This is a genomic window from Hydrogenophaga crocea (assembly GCF_011388215.1).
In the GTDB taxonomy this organism is placed as follows: domain Bacteria; phylum Pseudomonadota; class Gammaproteobacteria; order Burkholderiales; family Burkholderiaceae_C; genus Hydrogenophaga; species Hydrogenophaga crocea.
Genome location: NZ_CP049989.1, coordinates 1,128,580 through 1,145,423, shown reverse-complemented (window position 1 = coordinate 1,145,423; position 16,844 = coordinate 1,128,580). Strand labels below are relative to the sequence as shown.

At 69.7% G+C, this 16,844-nt stretch carries 16 protein-coding genes; 6 read left to right on the top strand and 10 right to left on the bottom strand.

Features of this window, described 5'->3' with window-relative positions:
• Positions 1-107: 107 nt before the first annotated feature.
• Positions 108-551 carry a universal stress protein gene (locus G9Q37_RS05595; protein ID WP_166225746.1) on the top strand — a complete coding sequence of 148 codons (444 nt, stop codon included), beginning with the start codon at positions 108-110 and terminating at the stop codon, positions 549-551.
• Here the strand turns inward: G9Q37_RS05595 and G9Q37_RS05590 are convergent.
• The 7 genes from G9Q37_RS05590 to G9Q37_RS05560 form a co-directional block, all read right to left on the bottom strand.
• Positions 544-2,100 (bottom strand): malonate--CoA ligase, encoded by a 1,557-nt coding sequence (locus tag G9Q37_RS05590; protein WP_166225743.1) that lies wholly within the window; start codon positions 2,098-2,100, stop codon positions 544-546. The two genes, G9Q37_RS05595 and G9Q37_RS05590, sit on opposite strands and share 8 nt — an antisense overlap.
• 20 nt (positions 2,101-2,120) lie before the next feature.
• The gene (locus G9Q37_RS05585) at positions 2,121-2,906 is read right to left on the bottom strand and encodes an enoyl-CoA hydratase/isomerase family protein (protein ID WP_166225740.1); all 786 of its coding nucleotides are present in this window, start codon (positions 2,904-2,906) and stop codon (positions 2,121-2,123) included.
• A 4-nt stretch (positions 2,907-2,910) separates the two neighbouring features.
• Positions 2,911-3,897 (bottom strand): Bug family tripartite tricarboxylate transporter substrate binding protein, encoded by a 987-nt coding sequence (locus G9Q37_RS05580; protein WP_166225738.1) that lies wholly within the window; start codon positions 3,895-3,897, stop codon positions 2,911-2,913.
• A 47-nt stretch (positions 3,898-3,944) separates the two neighbouring features.
• Positions 3,945-5,297 carry a malonyl-CoA decarboxylase gene (locus tag G9Q37_RS05575; protein ID WP_166225736.1) on the bottom strand — a complete coding sequence of 451 codons (1,353 nt, stop codon included), beginning with the start codon at positions 5,295-5,297 and terminating at the stop codon, positions 3,945-3,947.
• Between the two features lie 14 nt (positions 5,298-5,311).
• Positions 5,312-5,980 carry a GntR family transcriptional regulator gene (locus G9Q37_RS05570; RefSeq protein WP_166225733.1) on the bottom strand — a complete coding sequence of 223 codons (669 nt, stop codon included), beginning with the start codon at positions 5,978-5,980 and terminating at the stop codon, positions 5,312-5,314.
• Between the two features lie 92 nt (positions 5,981-6,072).
• Positions 6,073-6,876, bottom strand: coding sequence for a prolipoprotein diacylglyceryl transferase (lgt, locus tag G9Q37_RS05565; protein WP_166225730.1), 804 nt, complete (start codon positions 6,874-6,876; stop codon positions 6,073-6,075).
• A gap of 6 nt (positions 6,877-6,882) precedes the next feature.
• On the bottom strand, positions 6,883-7,803 hold the full coding sequence (locus G9Q37_RS05560; protein WP_166225727.1) for a LysR family transcriptional regulator: 921 nt from the start codon (positions 7,801-7,803) through the stop codon (positions 6,883-6,885).
• Positions 7,804-7,907: 104 nt separating this feature from the next.
• On the opposite strand from G9Q37_RS05560, the gene ilvD reads away from it, so the two are divergent.
• Positions 7,908-9,605: a dihydroxy-acid dehydratase gene (ilvD, locus tag G9Q37_RS05555; RefSeq protein WP_166225724.1), complete on the top strand. Its 1,698-nt coding sequence runs from the start codon at positions 7,908-7,910 to the stop codon at positions 9,603-9,605.
• 27 nt (positions 9,606-9,632) lie between these two features.
• Here the strand turns inward: ilvD and G9Q37_RS05550 are convergent, their stop codons facing one another.
• Positions 9,633-9,875, bottom strand: a complete 243-nt coding sequence (locus G9Q37_RS05550) for a TIGR04438 family Trp-rich protein (RefSeq protein WP_166225721.1) — start codon at positions 9,873-9,875, stop codon at positions 9,633-9,635.
• Between the two features lie 119 nt (positions 9,876-9,994).
• On the opposite strand from G9Q37_RS05550, the gene G9Q37_RS05545 reads away from it, so the two are divergent.
• Positions 9,995-10,300: a c-type cytochrome gene (locus G9Q37_RS05545; protein ID WP_166225719.1), complete on the top strand. Its 306-nt coding sequence runs from the start codon at positions 9,995-9,997 to the stop codon at positions 10,298-10,300.
• Positions 10,301-10,366: 66 nt separating this feature from the next.
• On the opposite strand, the gene acs is transcribed toward G9Q37_RS05545, so the two are convergent.
• Complete coding sequence (gene acs, locus G9Q37_RS05540) at positions 10,367-12,361, bottom strand: acetate--CoA ligase (protein WP_166225716.1); 1,995 nt, start codon at positions 12,359-12,361, stop codon at positions 10,367-10,369.
• A 147-nt stretch (positions 12,362-12,508) separates the two neighbouring features.
• On the opposite strand from acs, the gene G9Q37_RS05535 reads away from it, so the two are divergent.
• The 3 genes from G9Q37_RS05535 to murI are packed head-to-tail and all read left to right on the top strand — an operon-like array spanning position 12,509 to position 15,502.
• The gene (locus tag G9Q37_RS05535) at positions 12,509-13,105 is read left to right on the top strand and encodes a YqhA family protein (RefSeq protein ID WP_166225713.1); all 597 of its coding nucleotides are present in this window, start codon (positions 12,509-12,511) and stop codon (positions 13,103-13,105) included.
• Between the two features lie 22 nt (positions 13,106-13,127).
• Complete coding sequence (locus G9Q37_RS05530; protein WP_166225710.1) at positions 13,128-14,681, top strand: fumarate hydratase; 1,554 nt, start codon at positions 13,128-13,130, stop codon at positions 14,679-14,681.
• Positions 14,682-14,692: 11 nt separating this feature from the next.
• Positions 14,693-15,502 (top strand): glutamate racemase, encoded by an 810-nt coding sequence (gene murI, locus G9Q37_RS05525; protein WP_205710726.1) that lies wholly within the window; start codon positions 14,693-14,695, stop codon positions 15,500-15,502.
• Between the two features lie 4 nt (positions 15,503-15,506).
• Here the strand turns inward: murI and G9Q37_RS05520 are convergent, their stop codons facing one another.
• Positions 15,507-16,811 carry an MFS transporter gene (locus tag G9Q37_RS05520; RefSeq protein WP_166225704.1) on the bottom strand — a complete coding sequence of 435 codons (1,305 nt, stop codon included), beginning with the start codon at positions 16,809-16,811 and terminating at the stop codon, positions 15,507-15,509.
• Positions 16,812-16,844 lie beyond the last annotated feature (33 nt).

The following is a 16,844-nucleotide window of genomic DNA, read 5'->3' as shown; positions in this document are numbered from 1 at the left end:
AGCTTAGTCGCATGGGCGGGAACACCGATTGATGTAAGTCAACCCTTCCAGGCGGCCTTCGGCGGTACGCTGAAGCCCTCAATCCCAACCCACCGAGGAGAAGCTCCATGTACAAGCGCATTCTGGTCGCCACCGATGGCTCGAAACTTTCGCAGAAGGCCGTGGACCACGCCCTGTCGCTGGCCGACATGACCGGTGCCGAAGTCGTGGCGCTCAAGGTGGTGCCGCGCTACCCGCAGTCGTACTTCGAGGGCGGCGTGGCGCTGCCGGCCAGCGAGGTGGCGCGCGTGGAGAAGCAGTGGCACGACGAGGCCATGGCCACGGTGACGGCGATCAAGTCGGCCGGCCAGAAGCGCGAGGTGAAGGTCAAGCCGGTCACGGCCAAGGGCGATCTGGTGTCCGAGGCCATCATCGGCACCGCCAAGCGCCAGAAGTGCGACCTGATCGTGATGGCCTCGCACGGTCGGCGCGGCATCAAGCGGCTGCTGCTGGGCAGCGAAACCCAGCAGGTGCTCACGCACTCGCACGTGCCGGTGCTCGTGCTCAGGTGAAAAGCCCCTTGTAGCGATCCCGCAGCAGGTTCTTCTGCACCTTGCCCATGGTGTTGCGGGGCAGCTCCGGCACCACGAAGCAGCGCTTGGGGATCTTGAAGTTGGCCAGGCGCGCCTTGAGCGCACCGATGAGCGCCTCGGGGTCGGGCGTGGCCCCGGGCCGGGCGATGACCACCGCCACCCCGACCTCCCCAAAATCGGGGTGCGGCACGCCGACCACCGCGCTCTCGGCCACGCCAGGCATCTCGTTGAGCGCGCCCTCGATCTCGGCCGGGTACACGTTGTAGCCGCCCGAGATGATCAGGTCCTTGCTGCGGCCCACGATGCTCACGTAGCCGCGCTCGTCGACCTTGCCGACGTCACCGGTCTTGAAGTAGCCGTCGGTGGTGAATTCCTCGGCGGTCTTCTCGGGCATGCGCCAGTAGCCGCTGAACACGTTGGGTCCCCGCACCTGGATGCCACCGATCTCGCCGGTTTCCACCGGGCGGCCGGCGTCGTCGACCACGCGCAGGCTCACGCCCGGCAGCGGGAAACCCACGGTGGCGCCGCGGCGCTCGGTCTGGCCCGGGTAGCGCTCGTCTTCCGCATAGGGGTTGGAGGTGAGCATGATGGTCTCGCTCATGCCATAGCGCTCGAGGATGGTGTGGCCGGTGCGCTCGCGCCACTCGTTGAAGGTCTCGATCAACAGCGGCGCCGAGCCCGACACGAACAGCCGCATGTGTGCGGCCTGCGCCGGCGTGAGCGCGGGCTCGGCCAGCATGCGCGTGTACAGCGTGGGCACGCCCATGAACACGGTGGCGCGCGGGAACAGTTCGATGGTGGCGCGCGGCTCGAACTTGTTGAGCCAGAGCATGGGGCTGCCGTTGATGAGCGCGCCGTGGATGGCCACGAACAGGCCGTGCACGTGGAAGATGGGCAGCGCGTGGATCAGCACGTCGTCGGCGCGCCAGCCCCAGTAGGCCTGCAGCGTGCGCGCGTTGCTCAGCATGTTGCCGTGCGAGAGCATGGCGCCCTTGCTGCGGCCCGTGGTGCCGCTGGTGTAGATGATCACGCCGAGGTCGTCCGCCGCGCTGCGCGCCACGGTGTGCGTGTCGCGCTGGTGCGAGGCGCGTTCGAGCAGCGTGCCGCTGCGGTCGTCGCCGAGCGTGAACACGTGACGCGTGCCGGCATGGAAGGCGATCTTGCTGACCCAGCCGAAGTTGGCCGGGTTGCACACCACCACCGCGGGCTCGGCATTGCCCACGAAGTACTCGATCTCGCCGGCCTGGTAGGCGGTGTTGAGCGGCAGGAACACATGGCCCGAGCGCAGCACCGCGAGGTAGAGGATCAGCGCCTCGACCGACTTCTCGACCTGCACCGCGATGCGCGAGGCCGGCGGCAGCTTCAGGCTGTCGAGCAGGTTGGCGATCATGGCGCTGGCGCGGTCGAGGTCACGCCAGCTGTAGCGCAGGCCGGCGGTGGCGCCGCCCACGGTTTCCACGGCGGTGGCATCGAGGTCGGCGGGGAAAGCGGCGCGCAGCGCGGCGTAGAGGTTGTGGTTGTTGCTCATGAATGGACGCTTGGGGTCGCTCAGAAAACGGGGCTGCGCTTGTCGAGGAAGGCACTGATGCCCTCGCGGTGCTCGGCGTGGCCGGCATAGGCGTAGGCGCGCGCCACCAGGGCGTCGGCGCCCGCGCCGCCGGCCAGCGCGCGCAGGGTCTGCTTGTTCAGGCGCGCGGCCTCGGGCGAGAGCGCGGCCATGCGTTCGGCGCGCGCGGCCACGTCGGCCGCGAGCGCCGCGGCATCGGGCACCACGGCGTGCAGGAAGCCGCGCTGCAGCAGGGTGGGCGCGTCGAGCACCGCGGCCTGCAGCAGCATCTCGCGCGCGGTCGCCAGGCCGGCCTCGCGCGCCACCAGCTCGGCCTCGCGCGGCGCCATGGGGAAGCCCAGGCGCGCGATGGGTGCGCCGAAGCGCGCGGCCTGGGTCGCCACGCGGATGTCGCAGCAGCTCGCGATCTCCACGCCCGCGCCCATGCAGTGGCCGTCGATCTGCGCGATCACGGGCTTGTCGCAGGCCAGCAGGGCCGACAGCCCGCCCCAGACCTCGCGCTCGTGGAAGTCGCGCAGGCTGGCTTCGTCGAAGCGAAAGCCCGGGTACTCGGCGATGTCGCCGCCGGCGCAGAAATGCCCGCCCTCGCCCGCCACCACCAGCACCCGCACAGCGGGCATGGCCGCCACGCGGTGCACGGCCTCGGCCAGGCCGCGCCACATGGCGCGCGTCATGGCGTTGAACTTGGCGGGGCGGCGCAGCGTGAGCCGCGCCACCGCACCGCCGGTGGCGTCGTCCAGGGCCAGGTGCAGGCTGTCGACGCTCAAACGCTCACTCCAGCTTGGCGCCCGAGGTCTTCACCACCTGGGCCCATTTGCGCACCTCGGCGCTCACGAACTGGCCGAAGGCCGGGCCGGTGAGGTCGGGGAAGTCGGCCCCCTGCGCGGCCCAGACCGCCTTCGCTTCGTCGGTGGTGCAGGCCTTGCGGATCTCCTCGATGGCGCGCGCCTGGGCATCGGCCGGCGTGCCCTTGGGGGCCCACACGCCGTACCAGGTGGTCACGTTGTACTCGGGCAGGCCGACCTCGCTCGCGCAGGGCACGTCGGGGAAGGCCGGGTTGCGCTTGGTGCCCGAGACCATCATGGGCTTGATGCGGCCGCCCTTGATGTGGCCGGCCGACGAGCCCAGGCCGTCGAACATCATGTCGACGTTGCCCGCGATCAGGTCGGCCAGTGCCGGGCCCGCGCCGCGGTAGGGGATGTGGGTGATGAAGGTCTTGGTTTGCTGCTTGAACAGCTCGCCCGCGAGGTGGTGCGAGGTGCCGCTGCCGGCCGAGCCGTAGTTGAGCTTGGCCGGGTTGGCGCGGATGTGCGCGAGGAAGCTCTTGAAGTCGGGCGCGGTGACGTTCTTCGGGTTCACCACCACCACCTGCGGCACGCTGGCCACCAGGATCAGCGGGACCAGGTCGGTCTCGATGTTGTAGTCGAGCCGGGGGTACATGCTGGGCGCGATCGAGTGGTGCACCGCGCCCATGAACAGCGTGTAGCCGTCGGGCGCGGCCTTGGCCGCCACGCTCGCACCCAGGGTGCCGCCGGCGCCGCCGCGGTTGTCGATGACCAGGGCCTTGCCCGCCAGCTTGGTGAACGAGGCCGCCATGGGACGCGCGAAGGCGTCGGTGCCACCCCCGGCGGGGAATGGCACGACCATGGTCACGGGCCGCGAGGGCCAGGCCGACTGGGCGCGCACGCCCACGGGGCCGAGCACGGCCGAGGCCGCGGCCGCGCGCAGCAGCGCACGGCGGTTGAAAGCTGGTTGCATGGTGTCTCCTGTGGTTGGAATATGAGCCCCCTGGCCCGGCGGTCGTGTCACGACAGCTTACGGTAGAGGGCTTCGATGGTCCCGGCTATCGGGATTTTTCCGGCCGCGAGCATGGCGCGGTGCTTGTCCAGGCGGCGCAGGTCGTAGAGGTAGTTCACCATGAGACCGTAGGACTGCTTGATGCCCTTGGGCGACGGGTCGGCGCCCCAGTGCAGTTGCTCCACGCGCGCGCCGTTGCCCAGGTGGAAGCGCGCCACGGCGTCCACGGGTTTGCCCTCATGCAACTCCAGGCCCAGGTAGCGCGCGGCCCAGCCGAGCAGCGCGGTGCGTTCGGGGGCTTTCTCGTCGAGCTCGGCGTGGCGCTCCCAGGCCTTGAGCAGTTCGGCCGGCGCGTGTTTGTGGAGCCAGGCGCGCAGGCCCGGGATGGGCGAGAGCGTGGCGAAGGTGCGCAGGCGCGGGAACTCGGTCTTGAGCGTATCGACCACGCGCTTGATCAGCGCGTCGCCGAAGCTCACGCCCTTGAGGCCGGCCTGTGTGTTGCTGATCGAATAGAAGATGGCCGTGGTGGCGCGCGCGAGGTCCACCGGCGCGGCGGTCTCGTCGAGCAGCGGCGTGATGCTGCCCGCGATCTCATTGACCAGTGCCACCTCCACGAAGATCAGTGGCTCGCCCGCGAGGCTGGGGTGGAAGAAACCGTAGCAGCGGCGGTCGCTGTCGAGCCGGTTCTTCATGTCGTTCCAGCCGCGCACGTCGTGCACCGCCTCGTAGCGGATCAGCTTTTCGATCAGTGACGCGGGCGAGTCCCAGCTGATGCGGCGCAGCTCGAGAAAGCCCACGTCGAACCAGGTCGAGAACATGTACTCCATCTCGACGTCGAGCGCCTGCAGCCGCGCATCGTTGCGCAGCGCGGGCTGCAGCTCGGCGCGCATGTCGACCAGGAAGCGGATGCCCTGCGGGTGCGCGCTGAAGCGCTGCAGCAGGCGCCGGCGCGGCGACACCGTGGCGCGGCGGTAGAGCACCTCGGCCGCGGCCTCGCCCGGCGTGCCCACCGCGGCCAGGTACTCGGCCTGCGCCTGCTTCACCTTCTGCGGGTCGGCCATGAAGCGCTCGCTCATGAGCAGCCACAGGTCGCGCCGCTCCTCCAGCGGGGCCTGCGCGTACCAGTCGATCACGGCCTGCGCACGGCGCCCGCCCTCGACCTCGCTCACCAGCGGATCGACCACCGCCTTGAGCTGCTCGTGCGCCTGGCGCAGCGCGCGCGGCGACAAGGCCTCGTCGGCCTGGCGCAGGCGTGCGCGCAGGCGCTCTTCGGTGGAGCGCGGCGCGGGCGCCGCCGCCCGGGCAGTGGCGGGGCGCAGCCGCGCCACAACCTGCTCGGAGATCCATTGACCGGTGTTCATGCGGACCCTTGGTGTCAGGCGCTCAGGCGCGATTTCTGTTGCCGGGCGAGTTCGCGCAGCGCAACGCGCTGGCGCGTGAGGTGGGTGCGCATGGCCGCTTCGGCGCCCTCGGCGTCGCGCGCCTTGAGCGCGGCGAACACCGCCAGGTGCTCGGACAGGCTCTGCTCGAGCCGCCCGGGCGCGTGCAGCTGCTGCAGCCGCGCGAGCTTGAGGATCTTGCGCAGATCGCCGATCACCTGCGCGAGCCAGCGGTTGTCGGCCAGCGTGATGATGGCCTCGTGGATGGCGAAGTTGACCGCGTAGTACTCGTTGATGCGCCGGGCGCGCGCGGCGCGTTCGAGCTTGTCGTGCAGGTGGGCCAGCGCGGCGAGCTCGGCGTCGCTCGCGTGGGTCGCGGCCTCAAAGGCGCAGCGGCCTTCCAGCAGCGCGATCACGGGGAAGATTTCGTCGAGGTCGCGCTCGGTGATCTCGGCCACGAAGCAGCCGCGGCGCGGCTCGTGGCGCAGCAGGCCTTCGGCCGTGAGCACCTTGAGCGCCTCGCGCAGCGGCGTGCGCGAGATGCCCATTTCGGCGCAAAGCGCGGGCTCGTCGAGGAAGCCGCCCGGCGCGAGCTCGCCCGCGAAGATGCGCTCGCGCAGCCGCGAGGCCACTTCATCGTGCAGGGAGTTGAGCACCACGCGCATGGCAGCAAGGGTCCGTAATCACCTGTAATTACAGCTAATTCTGAGGCACCCCGCTGCCTTTGCTCACCGGGGAAACCCTGGGCCGCCGCGCTTCAGGCGCGCCGGCTGCTCCACCACCATAGGCCGATGCCGCCCACGATCATGGGCACGCACAGCCACTGCCCCATGCTCATGCCCAGGGCCAGCAGACCCAGGTGCGCGTCGGGTTCGCGGAAGAACTCGGCGATGAAGCGGAACACGCCATAGCCGAACAGGAACGCGCCCGACACCTGCCCCGTGCGGCGCGGCTGGCGCGCATAGAGCCACAGCAGCACGAACAGCAGCAGGCCTTCGAGCAGGAACTGGTAGACCTGCGAGGGGTGGCGCGGCGCCTCGCCCGCGCCGCGAAACACCATGCCCCAGGGCAGCGCCGGATCGGCCACGCGGCCCCAGAGTTCACCGTTGATGAAATTGCCCACGCGCCCGGCCGCCAGGCCCGTGGGCACGCAGGGCGCGATGAAGTCCATCACCTCGAAGAACGGGCGGCCGCGGCTGCGGGCGTACCAGAGCTGGGCCAGCAGCACGCCGATCAGCCCGCCGTGAAAGCTCATGCCGCCCTGCCACAGGTAGAACACCTCGAGCGGGTGCTGCAGGTAATAGGCCGGCTGGTAGAACAGGCAGTAGCCCACGCGCCCGCCCGCCACCACGCCCACCACGCCGAGGAACAGGATGTCCTCCACGTCGCGCGGCTCCCAGCGCCGCGGCGCGGTGATGGCCGCGTACGGCAGGTGCCGCAGGCGCAGCCGCGCGAGCCAGTAGAACAGGCCGAAGGCCGCGAGGTAGGTCAGGCCGTACCAGTGCACGGCGAGCGGCCCGATCTGCAGGGCCACGGGATCGATCTGGGGATGCATCAACATGGTCGGTCATTGTGCACGGTGGGCCTCGATGAAGCGCTGCAGCGCCGGATTGGCCTCGCCCTCGCGCCAGACCAGGCTGGTCTCGCACAGCGGCACGCCCTGCCCCGCCGGCATGGCCAGCGGCCGGTAGACCACGCCGGGCCGCTGGAACTGCCGCACGCTGTGCAGCACCCAGGCCAGCCCCAGGCCGGCCGACACCAGGTTCACGATGGTCTGCATCTGGATCGCCTCCTGCGCCACCTGCGGCGTGCGGCCCGCGCCGCGGTAGAGCTGCAGCACCGCGTCGTGCAGCTCGGGCAGGATGCGGCGCGGAAACAGCACCAGCGGCTCGTCGAGCACGGCGCGCAGCGACAGGCGCGCGCGCGAGGCCAGCGGGTGGGCCTCGGGCAGCGCCAGCACCAGCGGCTCGCTGGTGAGCGACAGGCGCGCCAGGCCCGCGGGCGCACTGCCCGGCGCGTGCAGCAGAAAGCCGGCGTCGATCTCGCCGCGCAGCAGGCCTTCGAGCTGCTGATCGCTCGTGGCCTCGACCAGCTCAAGCGCCACGCGCTGCCAGCGCTCGCGAAAGCGCCGCACCCAGGGCGGCAGCAGGCCGTAGCCCACGGTGGACACGAAGGCCACGCGCAGCCGCCCGCTTTCCCCGTGTGCGGCCGCGCGCGCCAGCGCGGGCAGCGTCTGGGCGCGCCGCAGCAGCTCGTTCACCTCGGGCAGCAGGGCCTGGCCGGCCACGCTCAGGGCCACGCGGCGGCGGTTGCGGTCGAACAGGCGCACGCCCAGCGACGCTTCGAGCGCCGCGATGGCCTGGGTCAGCGCGGGCTGGGTCATGTGCAGACGGGCCGCGGCGCGGCCGAAGTGCAGCTCTTCGGCCAGCACGGCGAACTGGCGCCACTGCCGCCATTCGCCGCGCTGCAGATTCGGGGTGTCTGTCATAAGCCCAGCATATCAGTGGCAGGGGCCGATCCCATTGGATGCCCGGGCGGCGCTGCCGCATACTCCGGGGCTTTCCGTCCCCCCACGAACCCGAGAGAGACACCATGGCCCAGGACTCCAAGCGGATCATCCCGCTGCGCAGCGACAACATCACCCAGGGCAAGTCGCGCGCCCCCAACCGCTCCATGTACTACGGCATGGGCTACCAGGAAAGCGACTTCGGCAAGCCCATGGTGGGCGTGGCCAACGGCCACAGCACCATCACGCCCTGCAACTCGGGCCTGCAGAAGCTGGCCGACGCGGCCGTGCAAGGCATCATCGAAGCCGGCGGCAACCCGCAGATCTTCGGCACGCCCACCATCTCCGACGGCATGGCCATGGGCACCGAGGGCATGAAGTACTCGCTGGTCAGCCGCGAGGTCATCTCCGACTGCATCGAGACCTGCGTGCAGGGCCAGTGGATGGACGGCGTGGTCGTGGTCGGCGGCTGCGACAAGAACATGCCCGGCGGCCTGATCGGCATGCTGCGCGCCAACGTGCCGGCCATCTACGTGTACGGCGGCACCATCCTGCCGGGCAAGTGGAAGGGCCAGGACCTGAACATCGTGAGCGTGTTCGAGGCCGTGGGCCAGAACGCCGCGGGCAAGATCAGCGACCAGGAACTCAAGGACATCGAGCAGCACGCCATTCCCGGCACCGGCTCGTGCGGCGGCATGTACACCGCCAACACCATGAGCTCCTCGTTCGAGGCGCTGGGCATTTCGCTGCCCTACTCGTCCACCATGGCCAACCCGCACGACGAGAAGCAGAACTCGGCCAAGGAATCGGCCAAGGTGCTGCTCGAGGCCATCAAGAAAGACATCAAGCCGCGCGACATCGTCACCAGGAAGGCGATCGAGAATGCGGTGGCGGTGATCATGGCCACCGGCGGCTCCACCAACGCGGTGCTGCACTTCCTGGCCATTGCCCACGCCGCGGGCGTGGAATGGTCGATCGACGATTTCGAGCGCATCCGCCAGCGCACCCCCGTGCTGTGCGACCTCAAGCCCAGCGGCAAGTACCTTGCGGTCGACCTGCACCAGGCCGGCGGCATCCCGCAGGTCATGAAGATCCTGCTCAACGCGGGTCTGCTGCACGGCGACTGCCTGACCATCACGGGCCAGACCATCGCCGAAGTGCTCAAGGACGTGCCCGACGAGCCGCGCAAGGACCAGGACGTGATCCGCCCGATCGGCAACCCCATGTACGCCCAGGGCCACCTGGCCATCCTCAAGGGCAACCTCTCGCCCGAGGGCGCGGTGGCCAAGATCACGGGCCTGAAGAACCCGGTGATCACCGGCCCGGCGCGCGTGTTCAACGACGAGCAATCGGCGCTGCAGGCCATTCTCGACGGCAAGATCAAGGCCGGCGACGTGATGGTGCTGCGCTACCTCGGCCCCAAGGGCGGCCCGGGCATGCCCGAGATGCTGGCTCCCACCGGCGCGCTGATCGGCGCCGGCCTGGGCGAGAGCGTGGGCCTGATCACCGACGGCCGCTTCTCGGGCGGCACCTGGGGCATGGTGGTGGGCCACGTGGCGCCCGAGGCCGCGGCCGGCGGCACCATCGCGCTGGTCAATGAGGGCGACTCGATCACCATCGACGCCCACCAGCTCAAGCTCGAACTCAATGTGGACGAGGCCGAACTCGCCCAACGCCGCGCCGCCTGGAAGGCCCCCGAGCCGCGCTACACGCGCGGCGTGCAGGCCAAGTTCGCGTTCAACGCGGCCAGCGCCAGCAAGGGCGCGGTGCTCGACGACTTCTGATGCCGCGCCCCGGGCGGGCGCCGCGGCTCAGCGGCGCTTGCCCGGCTTGAGGCCCAGCGATTCGCGCTGCTTGTCGATGCGCTGCTTCTTCTTGAGCTCCATCTTCTCCATCGCGCGCCGCTTGGTATAGCCCGTGGCATCGGCCCAGGCCCACCAGGCCGCGGCCGCGGCGAACGGGGCCAGCACCACCCACCACGACCACGTGGCCACCGGGTCGACCTCGAGGTACTTCATCAACAAGAGCACCAGCCCCAGGCCCAGCAGATACATCACAGCCTCCGGTAAAGCGCGGGTAAAACCCGGCAAAGAACTTCGGTTGCAGCCAGGCACGCAGCGCCCGCTCGCTAGAATCGCCCGCGCAAGCCCCTCGACTTCTCAAAGGAAAACCCATGAAACGCGCGCTCCTGATTATGGCCGTCATGACCACCCTGGCGGCCCCTGCCATGGCCGACGAAGCGCTGGCCAAGTCCAAGAACTGCATGGCCTGCCACGCGGTCGACAAGAAGCTGGTCGGCCCCTCGTACAAGGACGTGGCCAAGAAGTACGCCGGCGACGCCAAGGCCGTCGACATGCTGGCCACCAAGATCCAGAAGGGCGGCTCGGGCGTCTGGGGCGCGATCCCCATGCCCGCGAACCCGCAGGTGAACGAAGCCGAAGCCAAGAAGCTCGCGGCCTGGGTGCTGGGCCAGAAGTAATCGCCCTTCGCCCCCCGAAAAAAAACCCGCTGCCATGCAGCGGGTTTTTTCTTGGGCGCGCGCCGCTCAGTTGTTCTGCGCGAGCTGCTCCAGGATGGCCGGGTTCTCCAGCGTGGACACGTCCTGCGTGATGGCCTCGCCCTTGGCGATGGCGCGCAGCAGGCGGCGCATGATCTTGCCGCTGCGGGTCTTGGGCAGGTTGTCGCCGAAGCGGATGTCCTTGGGCTTGGCGATGGGGCCGATCTCCTTGCCGACCCAGTCGCGCAGCTCCTTGGCCAGGGCCTTGGCCTCGTCGCCCGTGGGGCGCGCGCGCTTGAGCACCACGAAGGCCACGATGGCCTCGCCCGTGAGGTCGTCGGGGCGGCCCACCACCGCGGCTTCGGCCACGAGGTCGGTCTTGGCCACCAGGGCCGACTCGATCTCCATCGTGCCCATGCGGTGGCCCGACACGTTGAGCACGTCGTCGATGCGGCCGGTGATGCGGAAGTAGCCGCGGTCGGCGCTGCGCACCGCGCCGTCGCCGGCCAGGTAGTAGCCCTTGAGCTCTTCGGGGAAGTAGCTCTTCTTGAAGCGCTCGGGGTCGCCCCAGATGGTGCGGATCATCGAGGGCCAGGGCTTCTTGACCACCAGGATGCCACCCGAGCCGTTGGGCACGTCGTTGCCCTGCTCGTCCACGATCGCGGCCTCGATGCCGGGCAGCGGCAGCGTGCACGAACCCGGCACCAGCGGCGTGGCGCCCGGCAGCGGCGTGATCATGTGGCCGCCGGTTTCGGTTTGCCAGAAGGTGTCCACGATGGGGCAGCGCTCGTGACCCACATGGCGGTGGTACCACATCCAGGCCTCGGGGTTGATGGGCTCACCCACCGAGCCCAGCAGGCGCAGGCTGTCGAGGTTCCAGTTCTTCGGGTGCACCTTCTCGTCGCCCTCGGCCGCCTTGATGAGCGAGCGGATCGCGGTGGGCGCGGTGTAGAAGATCGTGACCTTGTGCTTCTCGATCATCTGCCAGAAGCGGCCCGCGTTCGGGTAGGTGGGCACGCCCTCGAACACCACTTGCGTGGCGCCCGCGGCAAGCGGGCCGTAGGCCACGTAGGTGTGGCCGGTGATCCAGCCGATGTCGGCGGTGCACCAGAACACGTCCTCGGGCTTGAGGTCGAAGGTCCAGAGCATGGTGAGCCGGGCCCACAGCAGGTAGCCGCCGGTGCTGTGCTGCACGCCCTTGGGCTTGCCCGTGGAGCCCGAGGTGTAGAGCACGAACAGCGGGTGCTCGGCGCCCACGAAGGTCGGCGCGCACTCGGTGCTCTGGCCGGCGATGGCCTCGTGCCAGAGCACGTCGCGGCCGGCCACCATGTTGCAGGCCGTGGGCGTGCGCTGGAACACGATGACCTTCTTGATCGACTCGCAGCCGCCCATGGCGATGCCTTCGTCGACGATGGCCTTGAGCGGCAGCTCCTTGCCGCCACGCATCTGGTAGTTGGCGGTGATCACGGCCACCGCGCCGGCGTCCTGGATGCGTTCCTGCAGCGCCTTGGCCGAGAAGCCGCCGAACACCACGCTGTGCGTGGCGCCGATGCGCGCGCAGGCCTGCATGGCCACCACGCCCTCGATGGTCATGGGCATGTAGATGACCACGCGGTCGCCCTGCTGCACGCCCATGGCCTTCAAGGTATTCGCAAATTGCGACACCCGGGCCAGCAATTCCTTGTAGGTCACGCGCGTCACGGCGCCGTCGTCGGCCTCGAACACGATGGCGGTCTTGTTTTCCACCGGGGTGCCGATGTGGCGGTCGAGACAGTTCCACGAGGCGTTGATCTGGCCGTCGGCGAACCACTTGTAGAAGGGCTTCTGGCTGTCGTCGAGCACCTGGGTGAAGGGCTTGTGCCAGCCCAGGTTCTCGCGTGCGAGCCGGGCCCAGAAGGCCTGCGGATCCTTGGCGGCCTCGGCGCAGAGCGCCTCGTAGGCGGGCATGCCCGAGATGCGGGCGGACGCCACCGTGGCAGCGCTGGGTTCGAACACGCGGTTCTCGACCAGGACGGATTCGATCGACGACGAAGGCGTTGACATGTGCTTGTCTCCTCGGCTTCTTGTGGGAGGGAAATTCGGGCCGCAGGCACTGTGCGCACCGGCACTTACGGCGGCCTGACAGGGTCCGGGCTCCTACAATAACCGACGTCCGCGGTGCCGCCCCACGCGCCGTTCATCCTCCACACCATGACCGACCCCGTCAAATCGACCGGCCCGATCCGCCCGTTGCCCAACCTCATCTTCGCCAGCCGCTGGCTGCAACTGCCGCTCTATATCGGCCTGATCGCCGCGCAGGCCATCTACGTCTTCCACTTCTGGGTCGAACTGGTCCACCTGATCGAGGCCGCCTTCGGCAACGAAGCGGCGCTGCAGAAGCTGGTCACGAGCATCGGCTACAAAAGCGACGTGGCCCTGAGCGGCCTCAACGAGACCATCATCATGCTGGTGGTGCTCGCCTTGATCGACGTGGTCATGATCTCCAACCTGCTGATCATGGTCATCGTGGGCGGCTACGAAACCTTCGTGAGCCGCATGCGCCTGGAAAACCACCCCGACCAGCCCGAGTGGCTCAGCCACGTGAACGCGAGCGTGCTCAAGGTGAAGCTGGCCACGGCCATCATCGGCATCAGCTCGATCCACCTGCTCAAGACCTTCATCAACGCCGGCAACTACGACGTGAAGGTGCTGATGTGGCAGACCATCATCCACATCGCCTTCCTGTTCAGCGCGCTGGCCATCGCCCTGGCCGACCGCCTCATGAGCCACGGCAACGACAAGCACTGAAGCCCCTCCCGCGAGACCCGCCATGCCCACCACCATCCGCCAGAACGACCTCATCGAATCCATCGCCGGCGCGCTGCAGTTCATCAGCTACTACCACCCGGCCGATTACATCGCCCATCTCGCGCGCGCCTACGAGCGCGAGCAGAGCCCCGCGGCCAAGGACGCGATCGCGCAGATCCTCACCAACAGCCGCATGAGCGCCACCGGTCACCGGCCGATCTGCCAGGACACGGGCATCGTCAACGTCTTCCTCAAGATCGGCATGGACGTGCGCCTCGAAGGCTTCACGGGCAGCCTCGAAGACGCCGTGAACGAAGGCGTGCGCCGTGGCTACAACCACCCCGACAACAAGTTGCGCGCCAGCGTCGTGGCCGACCCGCACTTCGCGCGCAAGAACACCAAGGACAACACGCCCGCGGTGATCTTCACCGAGATCGTGCCCGGCAACACCATCGACGTGACCGTGGCCGCCAAGGGCGGCGGCAGCGAAAACAAGACCAAGTTCGTCATGCTCAACCCCAGCGACTCGCTGGTCGACTGGGTGCTCAAGACCGTGCCGCTGATGGGCGCGGGCTGGTGCCCGCCCGGCATGCTGGGCATCGGCATCGGCGGCACGGCCGAGAAGGCCATGCTGCTGGCCAAGCAGTCGCTCATGGAAGACATCGACATGTACGAGCTGCAGACCAAGGCCGGCAAGGGCGAGAAGCTCACGCAGGTCGAGGAGCTGCGCCTGGAGCTCTACGAAAAGGTCAACGCGCTGGGCATCGGCGCACAAGGCCTGGGCGGCCTCACCACCGTGCTCGACGTGAAGATCGCCATGTACCCCACGCACGCGGCGAGCAAGCCCGTGGCCATGATCCCCAACTGCGCGGCCACGCGCCACGCGCACTTCGTGCTCGATGGCAGCGGTCCGGTCTACCTCGACGCGCCCAGCCTCGACCTCTGGCCCAACGTCAACTGGGAGCCCGACGCGAAGAAGAGCAAGCGCGTCAACCTGGACGCGCTCACCAAGGAAGAGGTTGCGAGCTGGAAGCCCGGCGACACGCTGCTGCTCAACGGCAAGATGCTCACCGGCCGCGACGCCGCGCACAAGCGCATCCAGGACATGCTGGCCAAGGGCGAGAAGCTGCCCGTGGACTTCACCAACCGCGTCATCTACTACGTGGGCCCGGTCGACCCGGTGCGCGACGAGGTGGTGGGCCCGGCCGGCCCCACCACCGCCACGCGCATGGACAAGTTCACCGACATGATGCTCGAGAAGACCGGCCTCATCGCCATGATCGGCAAGGCCGAGCGCGGCCCGGTGGCCATCGAGTCCATCAAGCAGCACAAGAGCGCCTACCTCATGGCCGTGGGCGGCGCGGCCTACCTCGTGTCCAAGGCGATCAAGCACGCCAAGGTGGTGGGCTTCGAAGACCTGGGCATGGAAGCCATCTACGAGTTCGACGTGGTCGACATGCCCGTGACGGTGGCGGTCGACGCGGGCGGCACCAGCGCCCACGTGACCGGCCCGGCCGAATGGAGCCAGCGCATCGCCGCGGGCGAGTTCAAGGGCATCGCGGTCGCGGGCGCCTGAGCCCCGGCACCGTGAACCCCCGGGGCCCCGCGGTCGGCGTCTTCGACAGCGGCATCGGCGGCCTGAGCGTGCTGCGTGCGCTGCGCGAGGCCCTGCCGCACGCGCGCTTCGACTACCTCGCCGACAACGCCTGGGCGCCCTACGGCGAGCGTCCAGCCGACGCGCTGCGCGAACGCGTCGCCGGCCTGGTGCGCGGCTGGCGCGCGCAGGGAGCGCTCGACCTGCTCGTGCTCGCCTGCAACACCGCCACCGCGGTCGCCATCGACGCGCTGCGCCACGAGCATCCCGACCTGCCCATCGTGGGCATCGAGCCCGCCGTGCGCCCGGCCCTGGCGCTCACGCGCAGCGGCGCGGTGGGCGTGCTGGCCACGCGCGCCACGCTGCAGAGCGCGCGCTACCAGGCCCTGCGCCAGACCACGCTGGCCGCTGCCGCACCCGGCCTGCGCGTGCACGACCGGCCCGCCGACGGCCTGGCCGCGGCCATCGAGCGCGGCGACGAGGCCCAGGTACAGGCGCTGTGCCGCAGCCACCTGCAGGCCCTGCTCGACGAAGCGCCGGACATCGACACCGTGGTGCTGGGCTGCACCCACTACCCGCTTGCCCTGCCCGCCTGGCAGGCTGCACAGCCGCACCCGCTGCAATGGATAGACCCGGCCGAGGCCGTGGCCCGCCGCGCGCGGCAGCTGCTGGGCCCGCGCGCCGACGCCGGCCAGGGCGGCCTGGTGTGGCACGCCACCGGCCGCCCCGAGCCGCTGGCCCAGGCCGCACACCACTGGCTCGGTCTGGCAGCGGCGGTGGCGCCGCCGGCCTTCGCGGCCTGAGCGCTCAGCGCGCGGGCGGCGCCGTAAGCGCGGCGTCGCGGCCGCGCCGCATGTCGATCGGCAGCAGCAGGGCCAGACCAACCACGAACATCAGCGCCGTCGACACGATCGCCAGCCGCTGGTTGCCCCCGGTCATCCAGGTGATGGCCCCGTAGCTCAGCGGGCCCACGATGCTCGCCACGCGCGTGGCAAAGGTCCAGAGGCCGAAGAACTCGGCGAGCTGCGCGGGCGGCGCCAGCATGCCCGCCATCGCCCGGCCGGCCGACTGGCTGGAGCCCATGCACAGGCCGGCGATGGCCGCGGCCCACCAGAACTGGCCTTTGGTGGTGCTGAGGGCCGCGATGATGCAGGTGGCGATCCAGCCCAGCAGCGTGAGGCTCAGCGCGAGCTTGTGGCCCAGGCGGTCCTGGCCGTAGCCGAAGGCGAACGCACCGGCCATGGCCGCGAGGTTGAGCACGAAGATCAGCACCATGGTTTCCTGCTGCGCGAAACCGATCACCTGCTCGGCGTAGATCGCGGCCAGCGCCACCGCCACCGCCACGCCGCCCTGGTAGGCCGCGGTGCAGGCCAGCAGCCACATGAAGTCGCGGTAGTGGCGCGCCTGGCGGAAGGTGGCGAGCAACTGCCGCAGCGACGCGCGCCAGCCGCCTTCGCGGCCCGGCTGGGGCTCGGCGCGCTCACGCAGCAGGCCGAGCGTGAACAGCGAGGCCAGGCCGAACATCGCGGCCGTGACGATCATGGTGACGGGCACGAACTGCGCCCCCTTCTGCCCCTGCGCCTGCGCCCACAGCACATAGCCCAGGCACAGGCCCAGCGTGAGCATGCCGCCCACATAGCCCAGGCTCCAGCCCCAGCCGCTCACACGGCCCATGGCCTGCGGCCGCGCGAGCTCGGGCAGAAAGGCCGCCACCAGCGACTCGCCCCAGGCGAAACACACGTTGGAGGCGATGATGAGCAGCACACCCAGCGCGACCGCGCCGGGCTGCACCAGCGCCAGCCCCGCCGTGCAGGCCACGCAGCCCACGGTGGTGAGCATGAGCAGGCGCTTCTTGGCCGCGTTGCGGTCGGCCCAGGCGCCGAGCGCGGGCATGGTGAACATCACGATCAGGTGCGACACGCTGAGCGCCGCGGTCCACGCGAAGGTGGCCCAGTCGGCCCCGTCGGCCACCGCGCCGACGAAGTAGGCCGCGAACACCGCGGTGAGCACCACCGTGGTGTAGCCCGAGTTCGCGAAGTCGTACATCGCCCAGCCGAACACCTCGCGCTTGCGCACGCCAGGGTTGAGGGCGTCGGTGGAGAAGAAGGCCATGCACACTCCGGCAGCAGCGCGACGCTCGCGCGA